General features: G+C 65.7%; 19 protein-coding genes. 9 read left to right on the plus strand and 10 right to left on the minus strand.

Annotated features, from left to right (window positions below):
* The first annotated feature begins 239 nt into the window (after nucleotides 1–239).
* Nucleotides 240–1,862 (plus strand): methyl-accepting chemotaxis protein, encoded by a 1,623-nt coding sequence (locus LJ656_RS14820; protein WP_230510159.1) that lies wholly within the window; start codon nucleotides 240–242, stop codon nucleotides 1,860–1,862.
* Nucleotides 1,863–1,984: 122 nt separating this feature from the next.
* Here LJ656_RS14820 and LJ656_RS14825 read toward each other — a convergent pair whose 3' ends face one another.
* Nucleotides 1,985–2,188, minus strand: coding sequence for a cold-shock protein (locus LJ656_RS14825; RefSeq protein ID WP_230510160.1), 204 nt, complete (start codon nucleotides 2,186–2,188; stop codon nucleotides 1,985–1,987).
* A gap of 300 nt (nucleotides 2,189–2,488) precedes the next feature.
* The gene (locus LJ656_RS14830) at nucleotides 2,489–3,622 is read right to left on the minus strand and encodes an AGE family epimerase/isomerase (protein WP_230510161.1); all 1,134 of its coding nucleotides are present in this window, start codon (nucleotides 3,620–3,622) and stop codon (nucleotides 2,489–2,491) included.
* 276 nt (nucleotides 3,623–3,898) lie between these two features.
* Between LJ656_RS14830 and LJ656_RS14835 the strand changes: the two genes are divergently transcribed.
* The 3 genes from LJ656_RS14835 to LJ656_RS14845 all read left to right on the plus strand — a co-directional run bounded on the left by LJ656_RS14835 (nucleotide 3,899) and on the right by LJ656_RS14845 (nucleotide 6,923).
* Nucleotides 3,899–4,585, plus strand: coding sequence for an MgtC/SapB family protein (locus tag LJ656_RS14835; protein WP_230510162.1), 687 nt, complete (start codon nucleotides 3,899–3,901; stop codon nucleotides 4,583–4,585).
* Nucleotides 4,586–4,761: 176 nt separating this feature from the next.
* Nucleotides 4,762–6,384: a hypothetical protein gene (locus LJ656_RS14840; protein WP_230510163.1), complete on the plus strand. Its 1,623-nt coding sequence runs from the start codon at nucleotides 4,762–4,764 to the stop codon at nucleotides 6,382–6,384.
* A gap of 380 nt (nucleotides 6,385–6,764) precedes the next feature.
* The gene (locus LJ656_RS14845) at nucleotides 6,765–6,923 is read left to right on the plus strand and encodes a hypothetical protein (RefSeq protein ID WP_230510164.1); all 159 of its coding nucleotides are present in this window, start codon (nucleotides 6,765–6,767) and stop codon (nucleotides 6,921–6,923) included.
* A gap of 63 nt (nucleotides 6,924–6,986) precedes the next feature.
* Here the strand turns inward: LJ656_RS14845 and LJ656_RS14850 are convergent, their stop codons facing one another.
* Complete coding sequence (locus tag LJ656_RS14850) at nucleotides 6,987–7,199, minus strand: hypothetical protein (RefSeq protein ID WP_230510165.1); 213 nt, start codon at nucleotides 7,197–7,199, stop codon at nucleotides 6,987–6,989.
* A gap of 265 nt (nucleotides 7,200–7,464) precedes the next feature.
* Here LJ656_RS14850 and LJ656_RS14855 point away from each other — a divergent pair, with 265 nt between their 5' ends.
* From LJ656_RS14855 to LJ656_RS14865, 3 genes are all read left to right on the plus strand, one after another.
* Nucleotides 7,465–7,776, plus strand: a complete 312-nt coding sequence (locus tag LJ656_RS14855) for a hypothetical protein (protein ID WP_230510166.1) — start codon at nucleotides 7,465–7,467, stop codon at nucleotides 7,774–7,776.
* A 219-nt stretch (nucleotides 7,777–7,995) separates the two neighbouring features.
* Nucleotides 7,996–8,916 carry a 3-hydroxyacyl-CoA dehydrogenase family protein gene (locus tag LJ656_RS14860; RefSeq protein WP_230510167.1) on the plus strand — a complete coding sequence of 307 codons (921 nt, stop codon included), beginning with the start codon at nucleotides 7,996–7,998 and terminating at the stop codon, nucleotides 8,914–8,916.
* Nucleotides 8,917–8,996: 80 nt separating this feature from the next.
* Nucleotides 8,997–9,608, plus strand: a complete 612-nt coding sequence (locus LJ656_RS14865) for a flavin reductase family protein (RefSeq protein ID WP_230510168.1) — start codon at nucleotides 8,997–8,999, stop codon at nucleotides 9,606–9,608.
* Between the two features lie 69 nt (nucleotides 9,609–9,677).
* Here LJ656_RS14865 and LJ656_RS14870 read toward each other — a convergent pair whose 3' ends face one another.
* From LJ656_RS14870 to LJ656_RS14880, 3 genes are all read right to left on the minus strand, one after another.
* Entirely contained in the window at nucleotides 9,678–11,651 is a 1,974-nt protein-coding gene (locus LJ656_RS14870; protein WP_230510169.1) for a methyl-accepting chemotaxis protein, read from the minus strand.
* 270 nt (nucleotides 11,652–11,921) lie between these two features.
* Entirely contained in the window at nucleotides 11,922–14,435 is a 2,514-nt protein-coding gene (locus tag LJ656_RS14875; protein ID WP_230510170.1) for a heavy metal translocating P-type ATPase, read from the minus strand.
* Nucleotides 14,436–14,606: 171 nt separating this feature from the next.
* Nucleotides 14,607–15,269, minus strand: a complete 663-nt coding sequence (locus LJ656_RS14880; protein ID WP_230510171.1) for an FMN-binding negative transcriptional regulator — start codon at nucleotides 15,267–15,269, stop codon at nucleotides 14,607–14,609.
* 360 nt (nucleotides 15,270–15,629) lie between these two features.
* Between LJ656_RS14880 and LJ656_RS14885 the strand changes: the two genes are divergently transcribed.
* Both LJ656_RS14885 and LJ656_RS14890 read left to right on the plus strand, forming a co-directional pair.
* On the plus strand, nucleotides 15,630–17,051 hold the full coding sequence (locus LJ656_RS14885) for a DUF1254 domain-containing protein (RefSeq protein ID WP_230510172.1): 1,422 nt from the start codon (nucleotides 15,630–15,632) through the stop codon (nucleotides 17,049–17,051).
* A gap of 335 nt (nucleotides 17,052–17,386) precedes the next feature.
* Nucleotides 17,387–21,208: a DUF748 domain-containing protein gene (locus LJ656_RS14890; protein WP_230510173.1), complete on the plus strand. Its 3,822-nt coding sequence runs from the start codon at nucleotides 17,387–17,389 to the stop codon at nucleotides 21,206–21,208.
* A 183-nt stretch (nucleotides 21,209–21,391) separates the two neighbouring features.
* Here the strand turns inward: LJ656_RS14890 and acnA are convergent, their stop codons facing one another.
* The 4 genes from acnA to LJ656_RS14910 all read right to left on the minus strand — a co-directional run.
* Entirely contained in the window at nucleotides 21,392–24,106 is a 2,715-nt protein-coding gene (gene acnA, locus LJ656_RS14895; protein ID WP_230510174.1) for an aconitate hydratase AcnA, read from the minus strand.
* Nucleotides 24,107–24,148: 42 nt separating this feature from the next.
* Nucleotides 24,149–25,600: a bifunctional 2-methylcitrate dehydratase/aconitate hydratase gene (locus LJ656_RS14900; RefSeq protein ID WP_230510175.1), complete on the minus strand. Its 1,452-nt coding sequence runs from the start codon at nucleotides 25,598–25,600 to the stop codon at nucleotides 24,149–24,151.
* A gap of 25 nt (nucleotides 25,601–25,625) precedes the next feature.
* Complete coding sequence (locus tag LJ656_RS14905) at nucleotides 25,626–26,135, minus strand: hypothetical protein (RefSeq protein ID WP_230510176.1); 510 nt, start codon at nucleotides 26,133–26,135, stop codon at nucleotides 25,626–25,628.
* Between the two features lie 102 nt (nucleotides 26,136–26,237).
* Nucleotides 26,238–26,976 (minus strand): citrate/2-methylcitrate synthase (locus LJ656_RS14910; RefSeq protein WP_329958876.1); only part of this gene is annotated, 739 nt, incomplete at its 5' end.

Below are 26,976 nucleotides of genomic sequence, written 5' to 3' on the forward strand. Positions count from 1 at the left end.
AAGCGGCCGCGCCGGCGCGCTTCGCGCGGTCCCTACCCACTCTAGGAAGCGCCGCTGCGCTGTGCAAGGTGATTCCGCGCGTGGTCGCGCGCATTGTTGCGAAAATTCACTCCAATCACGACGATCGCCGATGAAACCTGCTGTAAGCATCGGTTTGCCCGCATTTCCCTCAAGTAGTGGACGAGCATGCCGTTAACCCTGGGATAGCCTCCGTCATTCATTGCCCACAGGTGTTCACGATGTTCAGCAAGATCAAGGTCGCATCCGGCCTGCTATGTGTACTGCTCGCGTTCTGCGCGTTCCAGCTCGTCACGGTGGGGCTGGGATTCTGGTCGCTGACGCGCACGCACGACGACGTCGGCGAACTGTCGAATATCGCGCTCAAGCAGGTCGACGCGGTCAACCAGACCACCCAGCGCCTGATGGACGCGCGCATCAACCTGTCGCGCGCCGGAACGCGCATGGTGCGCGGCGGCGCGGAGCCGACCGACATCGTGCAGCACGCGCGCGAACAGCTGGTCGCGGCCGATCAAACGTTTGCCGCCTTCATGAGCGCGCGCAAGAGCGGCGACGAAAACGCCACCCGCGCGGCCGCGCTCGCCGAGCGCTACAAGAAGCTGCACGACGCGCTGAGCGAACTGGTGCAGTTTCTCGACGCGAACAATATCCAGGCGTTCATGGACCAGCCGACCCAGTCGTTCCAGGATGCTTACCTGACCGAAGTGCACAACTTCGGTCAGTTCGGCGACGCCGCGAGCCGCGCGTCGCTCGATTCGATCGATGCGCGGATGGCGGCATTCCGTATCGTCAGCGTGGTGATCCTGCTGGTGCTGGTGGCCGGCACGCTCGCGGTGTACACGGCGCTGCGGCGCGGCGTCGTCGCGCCGCTCGAGGAAGCCGGCCAGCACTTCGAGCGCATCGCGCAAGGCCGCCTCGATCAGCCGATCGCCGCGCGCGGCAGCAACGAAATCGGCCGCCTGTTCTCGGGTCTGGCGACGATGCAGGCGAGCGTCGCGCGTACCGTCAAGACGGTGCGCGAATCGGCCGACTCGATCCATATCGGCGCCGACGAAATCGCCACCGGCAATGCCGATCTGTCCGCGCGCACGGAAAACCAGGCGGCGTCGCTGGAAGAGACCGCGTCGAGCATGGAAGAACTGACCGCCACCGTGCGTCAGAACGCCGACCACGCGCGCGAAGCGAACGTGCTCGCCGAGACCGCGCTCGATGCGACGTCGCGCGGCAGCGCGGTGGTGAACGAAGTGGTCGACAAGATGCGCGGCATCGCGCAGAGCTCGGACAAGATCGCCGAGATCATTTCGGTGATCGACGGCATCGCGTTCCAGACCAATATCCTCGCGCTCAACGCGGCCGTCGAGGCGGCGCGCGCGGGCGAGCAGGGCCGCGGCTTCGCGGTGGTGGCCGGCGAGGTGCGCGGGCTCGCGCAGCGCAGTGCGCAATCGGCCAAGGAGATCAAGACGCTGATCAGCGAATCGGTCGCGGAGATCCAGGGCGGCTCGGCGCTGGTCGAGCGCGCGGGCGAGGCGATGAACCACGTGTCCGAGTCGATCTCGCGCGTCACGCAGATGATGGCGGAGATCAGTGCGTCGTCGCTGGAGCAGAGTACCGGCATCGAGCAGGTGAACCAGGCGGTCGTGCAGATGGACGAGATGACCCAGCAGAACGCGGCGCTCGTCGAGCAGGCCGCGGCGGCGGCGGCATCGCTGCATCAGCAGACCGAGCAATTGAAACAGGCGGTATCCGTTTTCGAAATTTCGGACACTGTGTTGCGCACGCAACATGCCGGTGCGATGCGCGGCGCGAATGCGCCATTCGAATTAACCGGGATGCATGCGATTTAAGCAGCGGTACTGAAAACCGGCAGCAAAATAGAAAAATGGCTCGCGATATGCGAGCCATTTTGCATTAGACGAAGGGGCCTCTAAAGGCGCCTATCGTGTCGTCCAGGCAAGTACCGAAGTACTTAGGCCGCCTGGATGTTTGCAGCTTGCTTGCCCTTCGGGCCTTGCTTGACTTCGAACGTCACCTTCTGGTTTTCCTGCAGGGACTTGAAGCCCGATGCCTGGATTTCCGAGAAGTGTGCAAACAGGTCTTCGCCGCCGTCGTCCGGGGTGATGAAGCCGAAGCCCTTTGCATCGTTAAACCACTTAACAGTACCTGTTGCCATTTTTGATCCAATAAATGTTGTGCATTGCATCGCGGCCGCATTTCCTCGATGTGAGATCAGCCGCGAGGGGAGAGTTGTATCACGTCTTAATGACAGACGCCAATCAACCCGTATCCGGGTATTCCCCGGTTTTGGCCGTCAACCGGCTGAAAGGTCCACGTTGCAAGGCTCTCTGGCTGGCCAGGGTATACCGCGAGGATCGGCGTTATCGGAAAAAAGTCAGCGCTTTTTTCTCAAAATTCGCTTCGCGTTTCTCGAACGCTTCGACCCTCTAACTTCCTTCATTGCCGTTTAAATTGCCTACGACCGTGTCCCCGATTCCGCCGCGAAGGGCAGCGCGGCATACGCGGTGGCGAGGTGATACGGGGTGGTCGAGGGCATGTCGGGACGGGCTATTTCGCCGTCAGACGTCTTACATTCATACCAACCGCTTTCATGCAGAAAGCATTGTCGAAATTTTCCGATCTGTTGCAGTAATGCTGCGCCCACCTTCGGATCGTCGTGACAGGCGAGCGCGCGCAGGTATTCGGTCTGAGCCCAGATGCGCCGGATCGAGTCCTTGACGTTGCCGAATTCGTCGAGCGCCGCGCATACGCCGCCGCTCTCTGGGTCCACGCCGTGCTGCTGCGCAAACGCGAATGCGCGGGTGAGCGCATCGGCGAGTCCGGTGCCGTCGAACAGCGCGCCGCCCTGCTTGACGAGCCAGTACCACTCGAACTGATGCCCGGGCTCCAGCCGGTTGCCGCTTGCGCCGATCGGCAATTCGGCGACGCAGCCGGTCGGCGCGTGCACGAAGTGTCGGGCGACCGCGCTGGCGAGCCGGCGCAGCGCGGCGCTGAACACGTTGTCGCGAGTCGCCTCGCAGGCGGTCAGCCATGCCTCGGTCAGATGCATCAGCGGATTTTGCAGCGGCGTGCCGGTGACCTTCGAGAAGTCGGCGTTCAGCGCCGCGTTGAACAGATCGCCGTCGGCGGCGAAATTCGACTGGATCAGCGCGGTGGTGGTGTGCACCAGATCCAGTGCGTCGCGGCTGTCGAAGCGGCGCGCATAGTCGGCGCACGCGAAGATCACGAATGCGTGCGTGTACAGGTCCTTGGTCGTGTCGAGCGGGATGCCGAGCGCATCGACGCTATAGAACCATCCGCCGTGGTCGGTGTCGTGAAAGGTGTGCCGCAGCGAGTCGAACAGCACGCGCGCGTGCTCGGCGTCGCCGGCCTGCGAGAACGTGAACAGCTGTCGGGCGCACGCCATTGCCCGATAGCGTTGCGCGGGCAGCGGCTGGTCGCCGCTTGCGTCGAGCGCTTCGTAGGGCAGCTTCAGCGTGGCGTTGAAGCCGGGGCCGCGCCACATGGGCAGCACCACGTTCGCGAAGTGCTCGCGCAGCGCGGTGGCGGCGGTGATGGTCGAAGCGGCAGGAAGGGGCGTGCTGGGCATAAGTCGTCTGGTCGGGCGCGGTGTATCGAGGCGGCGGGCGGACGGCGCTTCACGGAGGCGGGCCGGGGCCGGCATCCGTGAAGCGCGCGTCGTGGCCGCGGCGGTGTGCGGCTTAGCATAAAGCAATCGTGTCGCGCTGACACCCCGGTTCGAGCATTCGGAATGCGCGATGCGTGGCGGACGCTTGCCGCGAGATGGCGCCGTGGTTGGGCCGTTGTTGGATCGTTGTCGCCATTGCGCCATTGTCGATCCGCAGCCAAACAAGGAGGAATAACAATGCTGGGCAATCTCGAACTCATCTCCCGTCTGGTGCTTGCTGCCGCGCTCGGCAGCGTGATTGGCTTCGAACGCGAGCGGCTATCGTGGGCGGCGGGTCTGCGCACGCATATGCTGGTCTGCGTCGGCTCGACGCTGATCATGATCGTGTCGGCGTACGGCTTCGCCGAGGTGTTGCGCGACGAACACGTGGTGCTCGATCCGTCGCGGATGGCCGCCCAGGTCGTGTCGGGCATCGGCTTTCTCGGCGCGGGCTCGATCCTGTTGCGCGGCGAGATCGTGCGCGGGCTGACGACCGCGGCCAGTCTGTGGTCGGTCGCGGCGATCGGGCTCGCGGTCGGGGGCGGGCTGTACACCGCGTCGATCGCGGCGACCATCATCATTCTGATCATCCTCGCCGGCATCAAGCCGCTCGAGCGGCGCTTCATCACGGTCAAACAGCGGCGGCAACTGTCGATGATCGTCGAGCGCGGCACGCTGACGTTTCACTCGCTGCACGACGAACTCGGCGCGGCGAGCCCGCGCGTGAAGCAGTTCGTGATGCAGCAGAGCGACGATGCGCCCGAGTGCGATGAAGTGGCGATCACGCTGCATCGGGTGTCGAATACCGAATACGAGGCGATCTGCGCGCGCTTGCGACAGTTGCCGGGCGTGCGGCAGTTTCGGCAGGACGAGACGGCGGGTTGAGTCGGTGAATGGCGCGATCGGGAAGGACGGGGCGAGCTGCGCGAACGATGTAAATCGTCGGGCAATGGCCTCGGCGCGGGCGGACCGCCATGCGACAATGCGGGCTCTAAAAATTCCAATGGCAATGATGAGCGGTTCAGGGCGCCCCGTTCCCGGCGACGACCGCTTTTTTCTCTATGGCAGATTCCGCAGCATCCCCGCAGTCCAAACCCCGGCGCGTCGCATCGAAGAAGCAGCGCCCGGGTGTCGTCTCATCCGAAACCGAAAAAAAGCTGGCGCGCGCGGCGCGCTCGGCACAACGCCTGGCGCAACTGAGCGGTGCCGCCCGCGACAACAGCACGCTCGACCTGTTCCCCGACGATCCCACCCGCGCGACGCTCGATGCGATGAATATCGACGTCCGCCAGGGCACTCTCGATGGTTTCGAGTTGCCCGATGTCGTGCTGCAGGCGGTCGGCGCGCTCGATGTCCGCACACTGATCGAGAAAGCCGCGCGCCGCGCACCGCGTGCGTCGAAGTCCGACGCGCCGGTGCCGGTGAATGGGCAGTTGAGCGGGTTCGATCTGGAGCCGGTGATGCCGGCCGCGGCGGTTGGCGCGGTCGATGGCGACCCGGCGCAACGCGCGGCGAGTGATGCCGCCGCTGCAACGGCAAACGCGCAACCCACCACCACCGATAAACCCGCCGCGCCGCTCACTTCGGCGATGGCGGCGGCGACCGTCGCGCGCAGCGTGACCGCGTTGCGTCACGCGGGGGAGGTGAAGGCGAGCGGGCCGGCGGGTTGCGCGCCGGCATCCGCGGCTGGTATGAGCAAGCCGCTGCAGCGCTGCGCGGCGGCATCGCGGGATACGGTTTCGGTGCCGGCTTCGGCTTCGGCTTCGACGTCGGCGTTGGCCTTAGCGCCGACTTCGGCTTCAGCGTTGGCTCGGACTTCGGATGCGGATGCGGATGCGGATGCGGATGCGGCTTCAACCGCGGCTCCGGCATTAGCTTCTGCTTCGACCTCGGCTTCAGCTTCGGCCTCCGCGCAAGCTGCGGAAATCTCGGCTCCGGCTTCAACTCCTACTCCGGCCTCAGTCTCGGCTTCAGCTTCGAGCGCGGCTCCAGGTTCGACCCCGGCCCCGACGTCAGCCCCGGCTTCGATTCCGGTTTCCGCGTCCTCAGTCGCGATCGCCACCGAGACCGACCCTGACACCGTCGCCCCGTCCACCAAAGAGGCCTTCTCGTCCGAACCCGCGCCCGCAGGCCCGGCCCAGCCAACACACGACGCTACAACCACCACCGGGACCACCGCGCCGCTATTTCCGTCGGCATCCTTCGACGCCCACACCGCGTCATGGCGCGAAGCGGCCGCCGCGGCGCTGCGTCTGGAGCCGGAACTCGACCGTGCGCGCGCCACCGCGTTCGCCGACACCGTCGATGCGCTGTACGGCGTGACCACCGACCAACGCCGCGCGGCGACCGATCACTCGCGCCGGATGAAATGGATGCTGTCGATCGTGGTCGGCGCGCTGCTGGTTTCGGTGGCGATCGGGATTGCGCAGACGCTGCTGCTGATGCGTCTGACGCGCGAGACCACCACGCAGCAACAGCGCCTCGAACAAATGATGCAGGCCCAGCAGGCGGCGATGACCAGCCTGCTCGATACGCACGCGGCGCTGACTGCGGCGGCAACCGCGAACGGCGCGTCGGCGCCGGCCGCGACCGTCCCTGCTGCGTCGCAGCAGGCCGGCCCGACGCCAGCGCGCGGCAGGCACGTGCTGCATTCTCATCGGGCAAGAGCGCCGAAACCGGGCTGATCCATCGCTCAGCCGCCGCGCAGCCCTAAGACGAGAGCCGCGCGGCCACTCACCCCAACGGCGCCATCTCCCCGGCGCCGCTCCTCTACCTCCCGCCCAACTAACGGCCCCCACGCGCCCGCCCGTCACGACGCTACCTCCTCGGGGCGACGCGCGCAGCCGCAAAACCGTGCCGACCACTCCGCAATAACGCGCCGCTTCGACCCCTAAAAGTGTTAAATCGGGGACGTTGTCGCGACGCAACGAAGAAAGCTCAAATCGGCTGGCGGATGCCTCGCACCCGGAAATTTGCTGCATTGCACTAGACTTGCCCTAGGGAAAACCCTATAATTGTTTTTAAGGGAAAACCCTAGCAATGCAGTCACTAACCGGGAGTCGCCATGAGCTTCATCTTTGCACTGTTCCAAAAGGTCAGCGACCTCTTTGCGTCGCCCCACCTTCCGCTGGATTCGGACTACTCGTACGAAGCGCGTTCGCGCGAAGCGGACCGTATGCGTCGCGCGCAAGCCACGCTGTTCGGCGTCAAGCTGACCGACTAAGACCAGCGTCACCGTCCTGAGCGCGAGACAACGCGCCGGGGCGCGCACGTCGGGTGCGCAAAATTATTGAAGCCACTGTTCGCGAAAGCGAATCGTGGCTTTTTGTTTTTGGGCTGCCGGAATACGAAAAGGTGACCGCAAAGCGATCGGGACGGGAGCCGGCAAACCCGAAAAGGCCAAATATTCATTACAAACTGCCTTCATTGATATTTTTGCGCCTGCTTCCCAGTCCTTGCGAAATATTTCTTTAGAGAAATGAATGTAACGGGTATTCACGGCGATTCGTGCGCACAGCGTGCCCCGAGGCCTCGAAAGCCTTGCTGGTACGGGGCTCGCGAACGAAAATGGGGTCCCGTCATCCGTCCCTATCTATGAAATGCACGCTTACAAGTGCTCACGTATTCGGGCGTTTCGGGCCGCTACAGTGGTTCTCAAGCGGACGGCGTCTGCATCGGGTCTCTCACGAAGCGCTTTGAGCGAAGCGTGAAGCCCAGACGAATACGGACGCGGGCCTGGAATAAAACTTTGACGGGAGGTCATCATGAAAACCTTTAGCAAAACTTCGCGCTCGTTGATCGCAACCCTGCTGGCCGGCGGCGCACTGCTCGCAGCCGGCAGCGCAATGGCCCAGGAACGGGTGTACATCGGCAACGGCCCGGCGCCGGCCGTCTACGGTCAGCCGCACATGGTGCCGGTGGGCGTGACGATCAACATGGGCTGGCACGGCGATCGTTACTGGGACGGCCATCGTTACTGGGAGCACGACGAGTGGATGCGCCATCATCCGCACGACCGCGATCCGCGCCACCACGACGACCGCGACGATCATCGTCCGCCGCCCCCGCGCTACTAATGCGGGCATGACAACGCCGCGCAGCGCGGCATGAGTCCACGAAGCCGGCCTTTTCCTCGCGGAAAGGCCGGCTTCGTCGCATCCGGCGGCGCGAGTTCGTGAGTTCTCGAGTTCGATCACGGAGCCGTGTCGTGCCGCGACTGCCGCCCGCCACCTGCCGTTACCGCGTGCTGCGCTATGCTTGAACGCTTTATCGACTGCAACGGGGGCAAGGTGGAGATGGCAACGCAAGACCTGGTGATAGGCGTGGTGGGCACGGGATTGATGGGCGTCGGCATTGCGACGCAGGCGGCGCTGCACGGCCACCGGACCATCGTGCACGACGTCGATCCGGCGCGGCTCGCGAGCGTCGCGTCGAAAGCGCAGGCGGTGCTCGACGAGCTGATCGACGCGGGCCGCATCGATGCCGCGGCCGCGCAGGCGGCGCTCGGCCGGATCGAAACCCATGCGCAACTCGATGCAATCGGCGCCGCGCGCTTCGTGATCGAAGCGGTTCCCGAGGTGCTCGAACTGAAGCACCGTCTGTATGCGACGCTAACCGGCCTGCTCGCCGACGACGCGATCCTCGCGAGCAACACCAGCGGTTTTCCGCCCGATCAACTGGCGACGCCGCTGCGCGCGCCGGAGCGCTTCGTGATCGCGCATTTCTGGAACCCGCCGCACCTGATTCCGCTCGTCGAAGTCGTACCCGGCAGCGCGACCGCGCCCGAGGTCACCCAGCAGAGCGCCGCGCTGATGAACGCGATCGGCATGGAGGCGGTGGTGCTCGCGAAGGCGATTCCAGGCTTCGTCGGCAACCGGCTGCAGTTCGCGCTGCTGCGCGAGGCGCTGAATATCGTGCGGTCGGGGGCGGCGTCGCCCGAGGTGGTCGACCGCGTGATGAAGGCGTCGCTCGGACGCCGCTGGGGGATCGTCGGACCGTTCGAGAGCGCGGACATGGGCGGGCTCGATACGCTGCTCGACGTCGGTACGCATCTGCTGCCGCAGCTCGCGAAAGACGAAGACGTGCTCGAACTGATGCGCGAGCAGGTCGACGCGGGGCGGGTCGGCGTGCGCAGCGGCGCGGGTTTTCACGACTGGGACGAAGCGCGCATCGCGCGCGTTCGCGAACGGCGCAAGCAGGTGATCAGCCGCGGCTAGTGCTATAACTAGCGGCGTTTCGTCGACCCCGCGCGATTTTTTTGCGCGCCACCCGTCACCTTCCAACTCACTGCCAAGTCATGTCTCATTACTTCTACGACCCCGCCGCCGGTCACGGGCTGCCGCACGATCCGTTCAAGGCGATCGTCGCGCCGCGGCTGATCGGCTGGATTTCGTCGCGCGACACCGAAGGCACGCTCAATCTCGCGCCGTACAGCTTCTTCGGCGCGTTCGCGACGTTCCCGGCGATCATCGGTTTTTCCAGCGAGGGCCGCAAAGATAGCCTCGCCAATATCGAGGCGACCGGCGAGTTCGTGTGGAATCTCGCGACCCGGCCGCTCGCCGAGCAGATGAACCGCTCGTCCGCGCCGGTCGCGCCGCACGTCGACGAATTCGCGCTGGCCGGGCTTACGCCGGCGCCGGGGCGCAACGTCGCGGTGCCGCATGTGGCCGAGTCGCCGGCCGCGCTCGAATGCAAGCTGCTGCAGATCGTGCGGCTGCACGATATCGACGGCAAGCCGCTCGACAACTATCTGTCGCTCGGCCAGGTGGTCGGCGTGCATATCGACAACGCGTATCTGAAGGACGGTCTGTTCGACACGCAGGCCGCGCAGCCGATCATGCGGGCCGGTTATCGCGCCGATTACGCGCAGATCGGCGAGATGTTCGAGATGTTCCGGCCGACTGCCTGAGGGTTTTGCGGCTGGCTCGCAGGCGAGCTGGCCGCCGGGCCGCCGGGCCGCCGTGCCCGCCGTACCCCTTTACTCCCGCCCGCCTTCCAGCTTGAACACGCTGACCAGCTGCGCAAGCCGCGCCGCCTGCTCGCGCAGTTCAGCCGCCGCGGTTTCCGCGTCGGCGACGATTATCGCGTTCTGCTGCGTCGCCTCGCCGATCTGCGTGACCGCCAGATTGACCTGCTCGATCCCGCCCGACTGCTCGCGCGACGCCACGTTGATCTCGCTCATGATCGCGCGCACCTGACCGACCTGCGCGACGATCCCCTGCATTGTCGCGCTCGCTTCCTCGGCGATCCGGAAACCGCTGTCGACGTTCGCGGTCGACGCCGCGATCACCCCCTCGATCTCCTTCACCGATGCCGCGCTGCGTTGCGCGAGCGCGCGCACTTCCGACGCGACCACCGCGAAGCCTTTGCCGTGCTCGCCCGCGCGCGCCGCTTCGACGGCCGCGTTCAGCGCGAGAATATTGGTCTGGAACGCGATGCCCTCGATCACCGACGTAATCTCCGCGATCTTCTGCGACGAGCGGCTGATTTCGCCCATCGTCGTGACCACGCGCTCGACCGCGTTGCCGCCTTCGGTGGCGGCATCGGCGGCGCGCGTGACCAGCGTGTTCGCCCGGGTCGCGTGATCGGCGTTCTGCTGCACGGTCGAGGTGATCTGTTCCATGCTCGCGGCGGTTTCCTCCAGGCTGCTCGCCTGGGTCGCGATGCGCATCGCGATGTTGCCGCTGCCGGCCGCGATCTTCTCGGTCCCGCTCGACATATCCGCCGACGCGTTGCGCACCTGCGCGACGATCCGCGCGAGGCCTTCGCCGATACCGTCGATCGCCTGCATCAGGCGGCCGATCTCGTCGCCGCGCGCGCGGCCGTGCTGGCTGACCCGCACGCTCAGATCGCCGGCCGCGAAGCGCTCGGACGCGCGCACCGCTTCGTCGAGCGGACGGGTGACGAGCCGGCGCACCGCGATCAGAAACACGATCGCGAACAGGCCCACCAGCACGAAGCCGAGCAGCAGGAATTCGTTGCGGGTGCGCATCACGTCGGCCATCACTTCGTCGCGCGGCGCGACGCCGCCGACCAGCCACTGCCATTCCGGCACCGTGACGAACGACACCAGCTTGTCGCGCGCGTCGCGCTCGCCGAGCGTCGCGTCGGCCGAGCGATAGTCGATCTGCCCGTGCTTCATCTCGAGCATGCGTTGGTACGGCGCGTTGGCGTCGTCGGCCTTCTGGCCGGCGGCGGCCGGATGCACGATCAGCTTGCCGCGCTCCGCGCCGTTCGACGCGTCGACGACGAAGTAGTAGCCGCTGTCGCCGATTTTCAGCGCGCGAATGCCGTCCTGGACCGACTGGATTTCCTTGCCGACATCGACGCCGACGAACAGCGCGCCGATCACGCGGCCGCTCGCGTCGGTGACCGGCCGGTACTGCGTGATCATGCGCTTGCCGAACAGCGTCGCGATGCCGGTATAGGTACGGTTCGCGAGCAGCGGCGCGTACGCGGGCCCTTTGCGGTCGAGCAGCGTGCCGATCGCGCGGGTGCCGTCCTGCTTTTTCAGCGATGTGGTCACGCGCACGAAGTCGTCGCCGCTGCGCGCGAAGATGGTCGCGATCGCGCCGCTGCGCTGCAGAAACTGATCGGGGATCGTGAAGTCGAGGTTCAGGACCTTGTCGCCGGCTTTGAAGGTCGGCGCCAGGGTGCCGCCGATGTCCACTTTCTGCGTGTCGTCGACCGCGAAGTCGGTCGGCAGGAAGCTCGCGAACAGGGCCATCGAGCGGTCGACTTCGGCCGACAGCGCCTTGTCGAACAGCGTGATCATCGCGGCGATCGAGCGGTCTTTCTCGGCGATGCGTTCGAGCACCTGATCGCGCACCTGTTGGGCGGCGCTGCGGGTGAGCGCCCATGCGAAGGACGCGAAGATCAAAGCGACCAGCACGCACGAGAGCGCGGCCAGCCGCGCGCCGACGCTGGCGCGGCGTGAGAAGAGAGAGTTCATGGTCAACCGGAGTAGGGGGACGGGTCGGGCGGCGGGACCCCGTGTTATGCAACAGCACCGCCGCCGCGATCTCTGGTTATCGGCGGGGTTGGTGGTGAGCTTTAGGGGGAGTGAAAGCGGGGTGTAAGTAGGCGAGGTGCGGGGGCCTCGAGAGGGCGCGGGCGGCCGATCGAGGCTCACGGCGGCTCACTGCGTCTCACTGCGGCGACGTCTGGCGCGCGGCGCGGATCACCCAGCTCGCAGAGCCGCGTCGCGGCTCGCCCCCGGCGGCTAAGCCGCCCGCCCCGCGGCGCTGCCCGGCGCGCCGCGCCATGTCCGCAACAGCAACGCATTCGTCACCACGCTGACGCTCGAAAACGCCATCGCCGCTCCCGCGAGCATCGGGTTCAGCAGCCCGAATGCGGCGAGCGGAATGCCGATCAGGTTGTACACGAACGCCCAGAACAGGTTCTGCTGGATCTTGCGCCAGGTGCGCCTCGAGATGTCGATCGCGTCGGCGACCAGCGCCGGGTCGCCGCGCATCAGCGTGACGCCGGCCGCGTGCATCGCGACGTCGGTGCCGGTTGCCATCGCGATGCCGATGTCGGCGGCGGCGAGCGCGGGCGCGTCGTTGATGCCGTCGCCCGCCATCGCGACGATGCCCGCGTGGCGCATCTTCAGATCGCGGATCACGCGCGCCTTGTCGTCGGGCAGGACTTCGGCGTGGAATTCGTCGATGCCGAGCGCCTGCGCGACGCTAGCCGCGCTGCCGCGGTTGTCGCCGGTCACCAGCACGCTGCGGATGCCCATTCGTTTTAGCCGCTCGACGGCCGCGCGCGCGGACGGTTTGAGGGTGTCGCCGAACGCGATCAGCGCAAGCGCTTCGGGGGCTTGCGGCGCGCGCGTCATCAGCCAGGAGACGGTGTTGCCGGCCGCTTCGAGTTCCTGCGCGCGCGCGGCGAGCGCGGGCGGCAGTTCGATGCCGAGTTCGCGCAGCCAGCGCGTGCTGCCGAGCGCGAGCGTGCGGCCGTCGACCTGCGCTTCGACGCCACGGCCGGCGACCGCGCGCGCGGCCGTGGCGTGGGGGGCGGCGGTCGCTCGATCGGCTTCGGCGACGGCGGCGACCCGCGCAGCAGCGGTGGCTCGGCGGGCTTCGGCCTCGGCGGCGACACGGGTTGCGGTAGTTGCCTGTTCGGCCGCAGCGGGGGCGTGGTCCGCCGGAGCGGCAGCCAGCCCAGCATGCGCCCGCTCTGCCTCATACGCACGCACCACCGCCCGCGCCAGCGGATGCTCGCTATGCCGCTGCACCGCCGCCGCGAGCGCGAGCGCCGTCTCGCGGCCGAGCGCGCCGACCGGCTCGAACGCGGTCACCGACGGCTGCCCGAGCGTCAGCGTGCCGGTTTTATCGAACGCGACGATCGACACCCGGTGCGCGATTTCGAGCGCTTCCGCGTCCTTGATCAGCACGCCGTGGCGCGCGGCGACGCCGGTGCCGGCCATGATCGCGGCCGGCGTCGCGAGTCCGAGCGCGCACGGGCAGGCGATCACCAGCACCGCGACCGCGTTGAGGATCGCGGTCTCGCCGCCGGCGCCCGCGAGCAGCCAGCCGACCAGCGTGAGCGCGGCGAGCGCGAGGATGGCCGGCACGAAGATCTCGCTGACGCGGTCGACGAGCCGCTGGATCGGCGCCTTCTCCGCCTGCGCGCTTTCGACCAGCCGGATGATGCGCGCGAGCGTGGTCTCCGCGCCGATCGCGGTGGTGGTCACCGCGAGCACGCCCTCGCCGTTGATCGAGCCGGCGGTGACCGCGTCGCCGGTCTGCTTCGGCACCGGCAGGCTCTCGCCGGTGATCAGCGCTTCGTCGATATGACTGCGGCCTTCGAGCACCGCGCCGTCGACCGGCACCCGCTCGCCGGGCCGCACGACCACGACCGTGCCGACCCGTACCTGCGCGAGCGGCACATCGCGCTCCTCGCCGCCGACGCGGATGCGCGCGCGCTCGGGGCGCAGCGCGTTGAGCGCGCGGATCGCGTCGGTGGTCTGGCGTTTCGCGCGCGCCTCCAGCCATTTGCCGAAGCGCACCAGCGTGATAACGACCGCCGACGCCTCGAAGTACAGATGCATCATGTCGCCCGGATGGGTCGCGAGTTCGTAGACGCTGATCCCGTACGCCGCCGATGTGCCGAGCGCGACCAGCAGGTCCATGTTGCCGGCGCCCGCGCGCAGCGCGCGCCAGGCGGCGCGGTAGAAGCGCGCGCCGAATACGAACTGCACGATCGACGCGAGCGCCAATTGCAGCCATGCGGGCGGCATCGCGTGGATGCCGAACCATTCGCCGAACATCGGCGCGACGAGCGGCAGCGTGAGCAGCGCGGACGCGATGACGCTCGCGAGGTCGCGGCGCGCTTCGCTCCGTTTGCGCTCGGCGATGCTGGGCGGGGGGGCGGCGTGACTTTCGTCCGTGGCGGTGGCCGCACTGCCATCGAGCGCGGCCGGGGGCGGCGGCGGCGCGCTCAGCGTCGCTTCGTAGCCGGCTTTTTTGACCGCGGCGATCAGCGCGTCGACGTCAACTTCGACGTTGGCGTGGGACCCCGCAGCGGCTTCAGCGTGAACGGTGGCGGTTTCGGTCGCGAGATTCACGTTGGCGCGCGCGACGCCCGGCACTTTCGCGAGCGCTTTTTCGACCCGCATCGCGCAGGACGCACAGGTCATCCCGCCGACGTCGATTTCGACGACCCGCGCGGGCGAGGAAGAAGGAGAAGAAGCAGCGTCGGCGGGACGCTGCGGATCGGCAAGTCCGGTCATGGCAGGGAAGGCTCGTGGCGGCAGCGGGCCGCGCAATGAGCGTAATGAACGCGTAATGAAGCCAGTATCGACCTTCCAGGCATTGGAAGGTCAAGGACGGATACCGCAGGTGCAGCCTGAGCGGGCGGGTTGCGGCGCCGCAACGTTCGAACCGCCGCGAACGTGTCGAATTCAGAACGCCGGCGGCGCATCGAGCATCGCCTGCCCGACCGCCTTCTGCTGATCGCCGTCGCGCCCGAGCAGCGTTTGCGCGGCGCCGCGCCGATCGTCCGCGGCCTTGTTCTGGCCCAGTTTCCATTTACCGACCAGCCGCGTCACCTCGATCTCGATCCCGACGATCGCACCGAGCATCTGCGCGATGAAGTCGGCCGGCGCATCGCCGATCTTCCACGGCACCGGCTCGCCGGCTTCCATCTTGCGCGTGAGCCGCGCGACCAGACCGCGCACGAACGCTTCGTCGTCGCGCACCACAATCCTGCCATGCGCATGCACGACCATATAGTTGTAGGTCGGCACCTGCTTGTGGGTCTCCTGCTTGCTCGGGTACCAGGTCGGCGAAATGTAAGCGGCCGGTCCCTGGAAGATCACCAGCGCGTCCGGATGGGTCGCGGCTTCCTGCCAGACGGGGTTGGCCCGCGCGACGTGCGCGCGCAGCACGCAGCGCGCCGCTTCGGGCGAGCCGTCGGCGGCCGGCGATAGCTGCGCCTCGAACGGCAAATGATTCGCGTCGAGCCCGTGCGGACCATGCGTAATCAGCGCGCCGAACGGCTGCTCGGCGATCAGGCGATGGAGAATCTCCGGGCGGTTCTCTTCGAAGTGGGCGGGCAGATACATTGAAACGCTCCGGAAGCGGGATGGCGAAAGAGTGGAGACCACATGAACGAAACGACGGCTCGACCGGTCAGCGAATCGAACAACCTGTTAGCGTGTTTGCGTGCGTTGCGGGGCAAGCGGATGCGACGCGTTGCGAGCGCGCCGGAAGTGCCGGTTGCGCCGTTGACGCGCGGCATGCGCGCGAGATCGCGCAATTGCCCGCTTTATGCTTGCCTGGTTAGCAAGGATACGATACAACGCGATGTTGCCGGAATCGCATTCGGCGGGTTGGCTGCGCAGTGGTTCGGGAGACCCGCGCATGTTGCCAGGCGCTGCGCACCGGCATCTCCCATAGAACCGCACGTTCCGCACTTTGAACGAATGATAAAAAATCGCCGAGAACCGTTTTCTCTGTCACGGGCCTGCGTGTCGCTCGCAGGTCTGGCACTGCTGGCCAGCTGTGCATCGACCCCGACCGCGACTCACCAAAGCACCGGCTGGATCAAGGATGAAGTCGCCGATTCCTATGTGTTCGGCTACCCGCTGGTCATGATGAGCGTCGCGCGCGACGCGGCCGTCGGCACCGAACCAGGCCGCGCGCCTTTCAATACGCTGCGTCACGCGCAGGCGCTGCCGCCGATCGGCACGGCCAATCCACCGCAACCGGGCCTCGATACGCTCGCCTCGACCGGCTGGCTCGATGTCGGCGACGAGCCGGTGATTCTGTCGTTGCCCGATTCGCATGGCCGTTACGTCGATGCCCGCGTGCTCGACATGTGGACCAACGTGGTGTGGTCGACCGGGCCGCAGTTCGTCGCCGGTACGGCCGGCACCAAGGGTGTGCGCGCGCAAACGATTGCCTTCGTCGCGCCCGGCTGGAACGGCGAGCTGCCGGCGGGCGCGAAGCGCGTCGAAGTGCCGACCCGCAACGCATGGATCAGCGTGCGCGTGCAGTCGAACGGCGCGCGCGATCTGAACGCGATTCGCAAGCTGCAGCACGGCATTCGCCTCGCGCCGCTGAGCGTCTATGCGGGCGACGCGGAGCCGGCAGCGCCGTCGCGCGGCAATGGCAGCAGCGGCGTTGCGAGCGCCGCCGGCACGCCGGCCCAGCAGGTCGCCGCGCTCGATGCGAGCGCCTTCTTCGGCCGCCTCGCCGATGCATTGGCTGACAATCCGCCGTCACCGGCCGATCCGCACGCGCTGAAGTTTCTTGCCGATCTCGGCGTCACGCCGGGCGAATCGGTCAAGCTGCCGAAGGCCGCCGACGCACTCGCGGCCGGTCTCGCCGATGGCCGCGAGCGCGTCGCGACGCCGCCGACCAATCTGCTGAGTGCGAACGGCTGGAGCTGGTTCGGCGACGGCGTGGGCAACTACGGCCCCGACTACGCGCTGCGCGCGTATGCGGCGAGCACGCAGCCCGGCATCGGCACCAAAGACGACGAAGTGCGCGCGGTCGTCACGCAGGACAGCGACGGCCACCCGCTGAACGGCGCGAATCGCTACGTGATCCATTTCCCGGCGAACCGCCTGCCGCCGGTGCGCGGCTTCTGGTCGCTGACCGCGTACACGAAGGACGGCGCGCTGAGCGAGAACGCGCCGGGCCGCCTCGCGGTCGGCGATCGCAATGGCGCGCGCCGCAATCGCGACGGCTCGCTCGACGTGGTGGTGTCGTCGACCCGCAGCCGCACCGGCAACTGGCTGCCCGCGCCGCGCGCGGACATGCAACTGGTGCTGCGTCTGTATGCGCCGAAGCCGCAAGCCACCGACGGCAGCTGGGAGCCGCCGGCGGTCGTGCGGCAGTAACGATCGAAACGGCGCGCCGCCGGCCAACGCCGCGCGCCGTTGGTCGCCACCAAACCCCGTGTGACGACGATATGGACGTCGAAGCATCGGTGACGCGCACGTCGGTAGTCAGTCATAGCACTATGACGCGCCGTCGAACCGCTGCATGTCAATCGATGCTGCTCCGCTGTGCCCAGCGGCTCCGCATTTTCTGAAAATCATCAATAAGCAGCGCGAATCGTCAAAGCCAGGCCTGACATTCCTGCCTGCGCAAACGATTCACGTCTTATACTGCCGCTTGCAGCTTTTCTGTCTTTCCGCGGCGGGCTTGCCGCCGCATTCAATCCAGCTCCAGCATGGCAAGCCTCAATAAAGAATCGATCGCCTCCTCCATGCAGACCATGCGCGAAGTCGCGCAGTCGCGCCGTACGCGCCGCATTCTCGTAGGTTTGCTGATCTTTATCGTCGTCTTCGGTCTGCTCGGCTTTTTCGCCGCGCCGCCGCTGATTCGCCATCTCGCGAGCCAGCAGCTGAGCAAGCAGCTCGACCGGCCGGCGTCGATCGGCCGCATCGCGCTCAACCCGTACACGCTGCGCTTCGAAGCCGATAACGTGCATATCGGCGAGCGCGGCGGCGCGGGCGATTTCATCGATATTTCGCGGCTGATCGTGAAGCCGTCGTGGAGTTCGGTGTTTCGCGGCGCGCCGATCGTCGACGAAGTGCAGGTCGATTCGCCGCGCTTCAATATCGTGCGCTACGACGCGCAGCGCTTCAATTTCAGCGACCTGATCGAAAAATTCGCGAATCAGCCGGCCAAACCCGACAGCAAGCCGACGCTGTTTTCCGTCTCCAATATCCGCGTAGAAAATGGCCAGGTCCGCTTCGACGACCGGCTGCTCGGCACGACTCACCTGATCGACGAGTGGAAGCTCGGCATTCCGTTCATCGCGACGCTGCCGTCGAAGACCGACATCTTCGTCGAGCCGCTGCTGCGCGCGCGCATCGACGGCACTAGCGAGCTGGCGATCGACGGCAGGACCAAGCCGTTCGCGGCGTCGCGCGAATCGGAAGTGTCGCTGCGATTCGACCAGCTCGACGTGCCGAAGCTGATTTCCTATGTGCCGTCGAAGCTGCCGGTGATCGTGCAGTCGGGCAAGCTGTCGACCGATCTGAAGCTCAATTTCGTGATCTCGAACGACACGCCGTCGCTGCGGGTCGCGGGCACTGTCGACCTGAACGATGTCGACGTGCAGGATCAGAGCAAGGCGCCGTTCTTCGCGGCGCGCGCGGTGCACGTCGCGGCCGGCTCGCTCGAACCGATGAAGAGCGTCTACCATTTCGACGACATTCGCATCGATGCGCCGAGCGCGAGCCTCGAGCGCGACAAAAACGGCGTGCTGAGCGTCGAGAAGATGTTCGCGGCGCCCGCGAATGCTTCCAAAGCGGACAAAGCGGCCTCGGCCACGGCCGCTACGGCGAGCGCGCCCGCCGTCGCATCCGGCGCGAATGCGCAGGCCAGTAACGCCAAGCCCGACGCTAACGCTCAAACCGCCGCCAAGCCGGCCCCGCCGATCGATCTGTTCATCAAACGCTTCGCCTTGAACGACGGCACGCTGAACGTGCACGACGAGGCCGCGTCGCGTCCGGTCGACCTCGGCCTGCAAAACCTCGCGGTGACGCTGACCGATTTTTCGACGCTGGCGGCGACGCCCGCGCATTACACGCTCAACACCAGCTTCAAGGGCGATGCCGGGTCGCTGGCCGGCGACGGCACGCTGGGCCTCGCCGCGAAGACCGCGAGCGCGAAGCTCGATCTGAAGTCGCTGAAGCTGCCGCCATTGCAGCCGTATCTCGACACCGCGACGTCCGCGCAGGTGCTCGACGGCGCGTTGTCCGCGACGACCCAGATCGACGCGAACTGGTCGAAAGCGCCGGCGGCGGTGACGGTTGCGGATACCCAACTGGGCCTGCAGTCGCTGAAGCTCGCGGCGCGCGGCGACAAAGCGCCGGTGATCGCGCTCGCGCAAGGCAACGTGGTGGTCAAGCAGGTCGACGTGGCGGCGCGTACCGCCGACGTGACCAGCGTCGACGCGACGGGCCTCGCGGTCGATGCGCAACGCCTGAAGAACGGCAGCATCAATCTGAGTTCGCTCGCCGGCGCGCATGAAGAAGCGCAGCAGCGCACCGCGATCCACGCGGCGAAAAAAGCCCAGGCCGAAGGCCCGGCATGGCACTACAAGATCGGCGAGTTGACGCTGAAGGACTCGACCGCGAACTTCACCGACAACACCACGCCGCAGCCGGTCAAGCTGAGCATCACGCCGCTGCAATTGAAGGTGCAGCAGATCAGCGACGACCTGAGCCGGCCGCTGCCGGTCGATCTGCAAGCGACGCTGAACAGGAAGGGCACGCTCGCGCTGAAGGGCGACGTCACCGCGACGCCGCTGAAGGTCGCGGTCAAGATCAACGCCAACCGCCTCGACGCGGCCGCGTTCGAACCGTACTTCGGCGACAAGCTAAATGCGGCGATCGCGAGCGCGCTGCTGAACGCGAACGGCGAACTCGCGCTCTCGCAGGCGAAGGCGCTGAAGGCGAACTATCGCGGCGACGTCGCGCTGGTCGACGTGCGGATGCTCGATAAGGCGACCTCGGATCCGTTCGCCGGCTGGGGCTCGCTCGCGCTGTCGAACCTGAAGGCCGATTACGACGAGCACGGCACCGTGGTCGACGCGAGCCGCGTGACCTTCTCGAAGTTCTACGGCCGCGTGCTGCTCGACGCGCAAGGCAAGCTGAATCTGAAGGACGTGGTCGCGCATCAGAGCGGTAACGCGCAGTCGCTGACGCGCGACGGCAGCGGGGCCAAGCCGATTCCGCTGACGCCGGGGGCGGTGTCGGAGGCGGTGGCCGCGTCGGCGCCTGCGGCGGCATCGCCGGCGGTCGTCGCCGCGACGCCGGCCACCGTCACCGCCGCCACGCCGCCGCAAAACCCGGTCAAGCTGCGGTTCGGCCAACTGGTGCTGCAGCAGGGCCGCGTCACCTACACCGACAACTTCATCAAGCCGAACTACACCGCGAATCTCGTCGACATTCAGGGCACCGTCGGCGCGTTCGGTACGGAATCGACGACGCCCGCGCAGGTCGATGTCGGCGCAAAACTCGCGGCTAACGGTCCGCTGACGATTCGCGGCACCGTCAATCCACTGATCGCGAAACCGGCGCTCGATCTGACCGCGACCGCGCACGGCATCGAACTGACCAACCTGACGCCGTATTCGGCGAAATACGCGGGCTACCCGATCACCAAGGGCAAGCTCAACGTCGATCTGCATTACACGCTGCAAAACGACCAGTTGAATGCGAACAACCACCTGTTCATCGATCAGCTGACGTTCGGCGATCACGTCGAGAACGACACTGCGACCAAGCTGCCGGTGCGTTTCGCGATCTCGCTGCTGAAGAACTCGCGCGGCGAGATCGACGTGAACCTGCCGGTGTCGGGGTCGCTGTCGAATCCCGAGTTCAGCGTCGGCGGCCTGATCTGGCATGCGGTGCTGAACCTGCTCGAAAAGGCGGTGACCGCGCCGTTCTCGCTGATCGCGAACGCGTTCGGCGGCAATGGCCAGGAGCTCGGCTATGTCGAATTCGAAGCGGGCTCGGCGCAGCTGACCGACAGCGACAAGCAGAAGCTCGACACGATCGTGAAGGCGCTGAACGACAAGCCGTCGATCCGCATGGACCTGATCGGCCGCGTCGATCCGAAGGTCGACGAACCAGCGCTGCGTTCCAGTTATGTGGACCGGCTGGTCAAACAGCAGAAGGTCAAGGACGTGGTCGGCAACGGCGAAAGCGTGGATCTGTCCACCGTCACGGTCGATCAGAAGGACTACGACAAGTATCTGACCAAGGCCTACAAGTCCGCCGACTTCAAAAAGCCGCGCAACTTCATCGGCCTGACCAAAAGCGTGCCCGACGACGACATGAAGGGCGCGCTCGCGGCCAACGCGCCGATCGACGACGCGTCGCTGCGCCAGCTCGCGCAACAACGCGCGCAGAGCGTGCAGCAGTATCTGGACGGCAAGATCGACAGCAGCCGCATCTTCATCGTCGCGCCGAAGCTCACCGCCGACGATATCAAGGACAAGGGCGCGACGACACGAGTCGATTTCGGCCTGAAGTGAGAGAGGGGGTGTCGCGCACGCCGCGCGGTTAGCCGGGCGGCGCGCGGCGTTCACTCGCTTGACGCTCTCAAATCCCCTCGCCAAAAAAAAAGCCCGACCTGAGGTCGGGCTCCAAAGTCGGCTGCGCCCTCCACAGGACGCAGCCCCTGCAAAACAGCGAGGCTGTTTGCGTTGCCGCGTGGCTTAGGCAGCCAGCAGCGAACGCAGCACGAACGGCAGAATCCCGCCGTGCTTGTAGTAGTCGACTTCGATCGGCGTGTCGATACGCAGCAGCACCGGCACGCGCTTGTCGCCGTCCTTGCCGTGAATCACCAGCGTGACTTCCTGTTGCGGCTTGAAGTCGTCGCCGAGGCCTTCGATGTCGTAGGTTTCTTCGCCGGTGATGCCGAGCGATTGCACGCTATCCGAGCCCTTGAACTGCAGCGGCAGAACACCCATGCCGACGAGGTTCGAACGGTGAATCCGCTCGAAGCTGCGCGCGACCACGGCCTTCACGCCGAGCAGCTGCGTGCCCTTCGCCGCCCAGTCGCGCGAGGAACCGGTGCCGTATTCTTCGCCCGCGAACACGATGGTCGGCGTGCCGGCGTCGATGTACTTCATCGCCGCGTCGTAAATCGACAGTTGTTCGCCGCTCGGCTGGTGAATCGTCAGACCGCCTTCGACGCGCGTACCGTCCGCCTTCGGCGGGATCATCAGGTTCTTGATCCGGACGTTCGCGAAGGTGCCGCGCATCATCACGTCGTGGTTGCCGCGACGCGAGCCGTAGCTGTTGAAGTCGGCCTTCTGCACGCCGTTTTCCTTCAGCCAGCGGCCTGCCGGCGAGTCTTCCTTGATCGAGCCGGCCGGGCTGATGTGGTCGGTCGTGACCGAGTCGCCGAAGATGCCCAGTGCGCGTGCGCCGGTGACCGGCGCGATGCTGGACGCCGGCGTCATCGAGAATTGCTTGCCGAAGAACGGCGGCTCCGCGATATAGGTCGACTTCGGCCAGTCGTAGACCTGCCCTTCCTCGCCCTCGATCTTGCTCCACAGATCGCCCTTCTTCGTGAGCTGAGAGTAGTTCTTGCGGAACGCGTCGGCGTCGAGCGCGTACTTGAGCAGCGCGTTGACTTCTTCGCTGGTCGGCCAGATGTCGCCGAGATAGATGTCGCGGCCGCCGGTGCCCTTGCCGACCGGTTCGGTCATCAGGTCGCGCGTGATGTTGCCGGCGATCGCGTAGGCGACGACGAGCGGCGGCGACGCGAGGAAGTTCGCGCGGATGTTCGGGTGGATCCGCGCTTCGAAGTTACGGTTGCCCGACAGCACGGCTGCCGCGACGATGTCGTTCTTCGTGATCGTCTCGTTCAGTTCCGGCGTCAGATCGCCCGCATTGCCGATACAGGTCGTGCAGCCGTACGCGGCGAGCGTGAAGCCGAGCTTGTCGAGGAACGGCAGCAGGCCGGTCTTGGTCAGGTACTCGGTGACGATCCGCGATCCCGGCGCGAGCGAGGTCTTGATGTGCGGGGCGACCGTCAGGCCTGCTTCGACGGCCTTCTTCGCGAGCAGACCGGCGGCCAGCAGCACGCTCGGGTTCGACGTGTTGGTGCACGACGTGATTGCGGCGATCAGCACGTCGCCGTTCTTCACGTCGACGCCGTTGCTGGTCGTGTAGGTCGTGTCGAGATCGACGCTCTTCTTCGCGAAGCCGTTTTCGGCGACCGGCTTCGAGAACAGGTCGGTGAAGGTCGACTTCACGTGACCGATTTCGATGCGGTCCTGCGGACGCTTCGGGCCGGCCAGCGACGGCGCGACCGTGGCGAGATCGAGCGTGACGACCTTGGTGTAGTCGATGTCGCCGTCGTTCGGGATGCCGAACAGTTCCTGCGCCTTGAAGTAGTTTTCGAACGCGGAAATTTCGGCGTCCGTACGGCCGGTGCCCTTGAAGTAGTCGATGGTCTTTTCGTCGACCGGGAAGAAGCCCATCGTCGCGCCGTATTCCGGCGCCATGTTGCCGATCGTCGCGCGGTCCGGCAGCGACAGCGAGCGCGTGCCTTCGCCGAAGAACTCGACGAACTTGCCGACCACCTTCTCTTTACGCAGCAGTTCGGTGATGGTCAGCACGAGGTCGGTGGCGGTCACGCCTTCGATCAGCTTGCCCTTCAGATGCACGCCGACCACGTCCGGGGTCAGGAAGTACACCGGCTGACCGAGCATGCCGGCCTCGGCTTCGATGCCGCCCACGCCCCAGCCGACCACGCCGATGCCGTTGATCATCGTGGTGTGGCTGTCGGTGCCGACCAGCGAATCCGGGTAGTACACGGTGTCCGCGCCGTCGGCCTTCTTGTGCACGCCGCGCGCGAGGTATTCGAGGTTCACCTGGTGAACGATGCCGACGCCCGGCGGCACGACCTTGAACGTGTCGAACGCCTGCATGCCCCACTTCATGAACTGGTAGCGCTCGTTATTGCGCTGGAATTCCAGCTTCATGTTCAGGTCGAGCGCGTTCTTCTCGCGGAAGTGGTCGATCTGCACCGAGTGGTCGACGACGAGATCGACCGGTACCAGCGGCTCGATCGACTTCGGATTCTTGCCGACCGCCTTCGCGACGCCGCGCATCGCGGCGATGTCGGCGAGCAGCGGCACGCCGGTGAAGTCCTGCAGCACGACGCGCGACACGACGAACGGAATTTCATCGACGCGCGCCGCGTTCGGCTTCCAGTTCGCCAGTTGCGTGATGTGTTCTTCGGCGATCTTCTTGCCGTCGTAGTTGCGCAGCACCGATTCCAGCACGATACGGATCGAAACCGGCAGACGGTCGATCTTGAGGTTCAGAGCCTTGCCGAGTTGCGGCAGAGAGTAGAACTTGCCTTTGCCGGAACCGCTGTCGAATTCCTTGAGCGTTTTGTGGAGGTTGTGGGCCATGGTGTTTTCCTTGGTTTGGATCGCGGAACTACAGTACTCAACCTAAATGACATACAGATCGACGTATTCATTGACCGGCATGGCTTCGAGCCGGGCCTGGTCGAGCGATACGGCGAGAATTGCCTGTTGCTGCTTGAGCGGAAAGCGCCGCGCGAGGTTGGTCCTGAACTTCTCGACCAGCAACGGGATACCGTCTTCGCGACGGCGCTTATGACCGATCGGGTATTCGACTACGACTTCATCGAGCGTCGACCCGTCGTTGAATTCGAGCGTCAGTGCATTGGCGATCGAACGCTTGTCCGGGTCGTGATAATCCTGCGTGAATTGCGGATCTTCGACGCACGTCATTTTCGCGCGTAGTTCATCGATGCGTGCGTCCCGCGCGACCGAATCTTCGTAATCCGCGGCAGTCAGACGGCCGTGGATCAACGGTACCGCGATCATGTACTGGATGCAGTGATCGCGGTCGGCCGGATTATCGAGCGGACCTTTTTTATCGATGATACGCAGCGCTGCTTCGTGCGTGCGAATCGTGATGCGGCGAATCTCCTCGACGCGCCGGCCCAGGGCGGCGAGTTGCGCATGCAGCGCGAGTGCGGCTTCGACCGCGGTCTGTGCGTGGAATTCGGCTGGGAACGCGATCTTGAACAGCACGTTTTCCATCACGTACGAACCGTACGGGCGCTGGAATTTGAACGCGTTGCCGTTGAACAGCACGTCGTAGAAGCCCCAGGTCTTGGCGGTGAGGACCGACGGATAGCCCATCTCGCCGGTCTTCGAAATCAGCGCGAGACGGACCGCGCGCGAGGTCGCGTCGCCGGCGGCCCACGATTTGCGCGAGCCGGTGTTCGGCGCGTGGCGGTAGGTGCGCAGCGCCTGCCCATCGACGAGCGCCTGCGATACCGCGTTGATCAGCTCGTCGCGCGAGAGGCCGAGCAGCTGCCCGGCCACCGCGGTCGAAGCGAGTTTGACCAGCAGCACGTGATCGAGCCCGACCTTGTTGAACGAGTTCTCGAGCGCGATGCAGCCTTGAATTTCGTGCGCCTTGATCATTGCGATCAACACGTCTTTCATCGTCAGCGGCGCTTTGCCCGCTGCGATGGCGGTGCGCGAGAGCCAGTCGGCCGTCGCGAGAATGGCGCCGAGATTGTCCGACGGATGGCCCCATTCGGCGGCGAGCCACGTGTCGTTGAAATCGAGCCAGCGGATCATCGCGCCGATGTTGAAGGCGGCCTGAACCGGGTCCAGCTGGAATGAGGTGCCCGGCACCTTCGCGCCGTTGGGGACGATCGTGCCCGGCACGATCGGTCCCATCAGCTTGGTGCAGGCCGGGTAGGTCAGCGCTTCGAGTCCGCAACCGAGCGTGTCGATCAGGCAATGACGCGCGGTTTCCAGCGCGAGTGCGCTGTCGATCCGGAAATCCAGCACGTAATCGACGATATCGACGAGGACAGTGTCCGGGTCGGGTCGCACATTGGAGATCGGAGCGGACATGGAGGAGCTTCGCTGGTGGCGAAAATCAGTCGCCGGTCTTGTTGATCGCGTTCGATTGCGTCGCGGCCGGCGCGCCTTGCGCCATGGCGACCGTCTTGCACTCGTCGGCCAGACGCGAGCTGTCCTTGTCCTGGAACAGCATTGCCTTGGTCGGGATCACGACGAGGTCCATGCCGGTGGCGGCGTCGTGGAAACGGTCCGCGCCGGTGGTGGTGGCTTCGCGCGGCAGGTTGTAGTTCTTGTTCGCCCAGTGAACGGTGACGATCTGGTCACGCTTCATGTCGCCTTTCATTTCGAAAGCCAGACCGTCCTTGCAGGACCACTTTTCAGCGCCTTCCGGAACCGGATCGACCTTCGCTTCCTTCGCCGGATTCGGCTTGCGCTTGATCAGGCGACGCGGCTCCGGGCGCTTCGCGACAGCCTTGGTAGCCGGCTTCTTCGTGGTCGCCGTGTCCGCTGCGGCGGCGTCAGTCGCGACGGTCAGCATCGTCGTGGACAGGGCGCCAATCATGGCGGCGATCATCAGCTTTTTCATGGAGAAAACCTTTCTATTCGATTTCAGTTAAACAGTGCGCGGACGACCGGTCCGGCGGCCGCGCGGGTTGAACTGCGCGTGCTGGGGAGCGCGCAGCGAGCGCTATTTTCTCCTATTTAGCGCGACGTACTTCAAATTCTCTGGTCCGGTGTAGTTCGCGCTCGGGCGGATGATCTTGTTGTCGATGCGCTGTTCGATGATGTGCGCGCTCCAGCCCGCCGTGCGCGCGATCACGAAGACCGGCGTGAACATCGCGGTCGGCACGCCCATCATGTGATACGACACCGCGCTGAACCAGTCGAGATTCGGGAACATCTTCTTCGCTTCCCACATCACCGATTCGAGCCGTTCGGCGATCGAGAACAGCTTGGTGTTGCCCGCTTCCTTCGACAGCTTCTTCGCGACCTCCTTGATCACCTTGTTGCGCGGATCCGAGATCGTGTACACCGGATGGCCGAAGCCGATCACCACTTCCTTGTTCTCGACGCGGCGGCGGATGTCGGCTTCCGCTTCGTCCGGCGTCTGATAGCGCGACTGGATTTCGAACGCGACTTCATTCGCGCCGCCGTGCTTCGGACCGCGCAGCGCGCCGATCGCGCCGGTGATCGCCGAGTAGATGTCCGAACCCGTGCCCGCGATCACGCGGCCGGTGAATGTCGATGCATTGAACTCGTGCTCCGCGTACAGGTTCAGCGACACGTGCATCGCGTCGACCCAGGACTTCGACGGCGCGGCGCCATGCAGCAGATGCAGGAAGTGGCCGCCGATCGAGTCGTCGTCGGTTTCGACCTCGATGCGCTTGCCGTTGTGCGAGTAGTGATACCAGTACAGCAGCATCGAG

The sequence above is a fragment of the Paraburkholderia sejongensis genome, from assembly GCF_020880815.1.
Classification (GTDB): Bacteria; Pseudomonadota; Gammaproteobacteria; order Burkholderiales; family Burkholderiaceae; genus Paraburkholderia; species Paraburkholderia sejongensis.

Coding starts and splice junctions, on each gene's coding strand:
- LJ656_RS14870 (WP_230510169.1), bottom strand. CDS start 11,651: ATGAACTCTCTCTTCTCACGCCGCGCCAGCGTCGGCGCGCGGCTGGCC.
- LJ656_RS14885 (WP_230510172.1), top strand. CDS start 15,630: ATGATAAAAAATCGCCGAGAACCGTTTTCTCTGTCACGGGCCTGCGTG.
- LJ656_RS14845 (WP_230510164.1), top strand. CDS start 6,765: ATGAGCTTCATCTTTGCACTGTTCCAAAAGGTCAGCGACCTCTTTGCG.
- LJ656_RS14840 (WP_230510163.1), top strand. CDS start 4,762: ATGGCAGATTCCGCAGCATCCCCGCAGTCCAAACCCCGGCGCGTCGCA.
- acnA (WP_230510174.1), bottom strand. CDS start 24,106: ATGGCCCACAACCTCCACAAAACGCTCAAGGAATTCGACAGCGGTTCC.
- LJ656_RS14875 (WP_230510170.1), bottom strand. CDS start 14,435: ATGACCGGACTTGCCGATCCGCAGCGTCCCGCCGACGCTGCTTCTTCT.
- LJ656_RS14855 (WP_230510166.1), top strand. CDS start 7,465: ATGAAAACCTTTAGCAAAACTTCGCGCTCGTTGATCGCAACCCTGCTG.
- LJ656_RS14860 (WP_230510167.1), top strand. CDS start 7,996: ATGGCAACGCAAGACCTGGTGATAGGCGTGGTGGGCACGGGATTGATG.
- LJ656_RS14865 (WP_230510168.1), top strand. CDS start 8,997: ATGTCTCATTACTTCTACGACCCCGCCGCCGGTCACGGGCTGCCGCAC.
- LJ656_RS14835 (WP_230510162.1), top strand. CDS start 3,899: ATGCTGGGCAATCTCGAACTCATCTCCCGTCTGGTGCTTGCTGCCGCG.
- LJ656_RS14905 (WP_230510176.1), bottom strand. CDS start 26,135: ATGAAAAAGCTGATGATCGCCGCCATGATTGGCGCCCTGTCCACGACG.
- LJ656_RS14820 (WP_230510159.1), top strand. CDS start 240: ATGTTCAGCAAGATCAAGGTCGCATCCGGCCTGCTATGTGTACTGCTC.
- LJ656_RS14825 (WP_230510160.1), bottom strand. CDS start 2,188: ATGGCAACAGGTACTGTTAAGTGGTTTAACGATGCAAAGGGCTTCGGC.
- LJ656_RS14880 (WP_230510171.1), bottom strand. CDS start 15,269: ATGTATCTGCCCGCCCACTTCGAAGAGAACCGCCCGGAGATTCTCCAT.
- LJ656_RS14890 (WP_230510173.1), top strand. CDS start 17,387: ATGGCAAGCCTCAATAAAGAATCGATCGCCTCCTCCATGCAGACCATG.
- LJ656_RS14900 (WP_230510175.1), bottom strand. CDS start 25,600: ATGTCCGCTCCGATCTCCAATGTGCGACCCGACCCGGACACTGTCCTC.
- LJ656_RS14830 (WP_230510161.1), bottom strand. CDS start 3,622: ATGCCCAGCACGCCCCTTCCTGCCGCTTCGACCATCACCGCCGCCACC.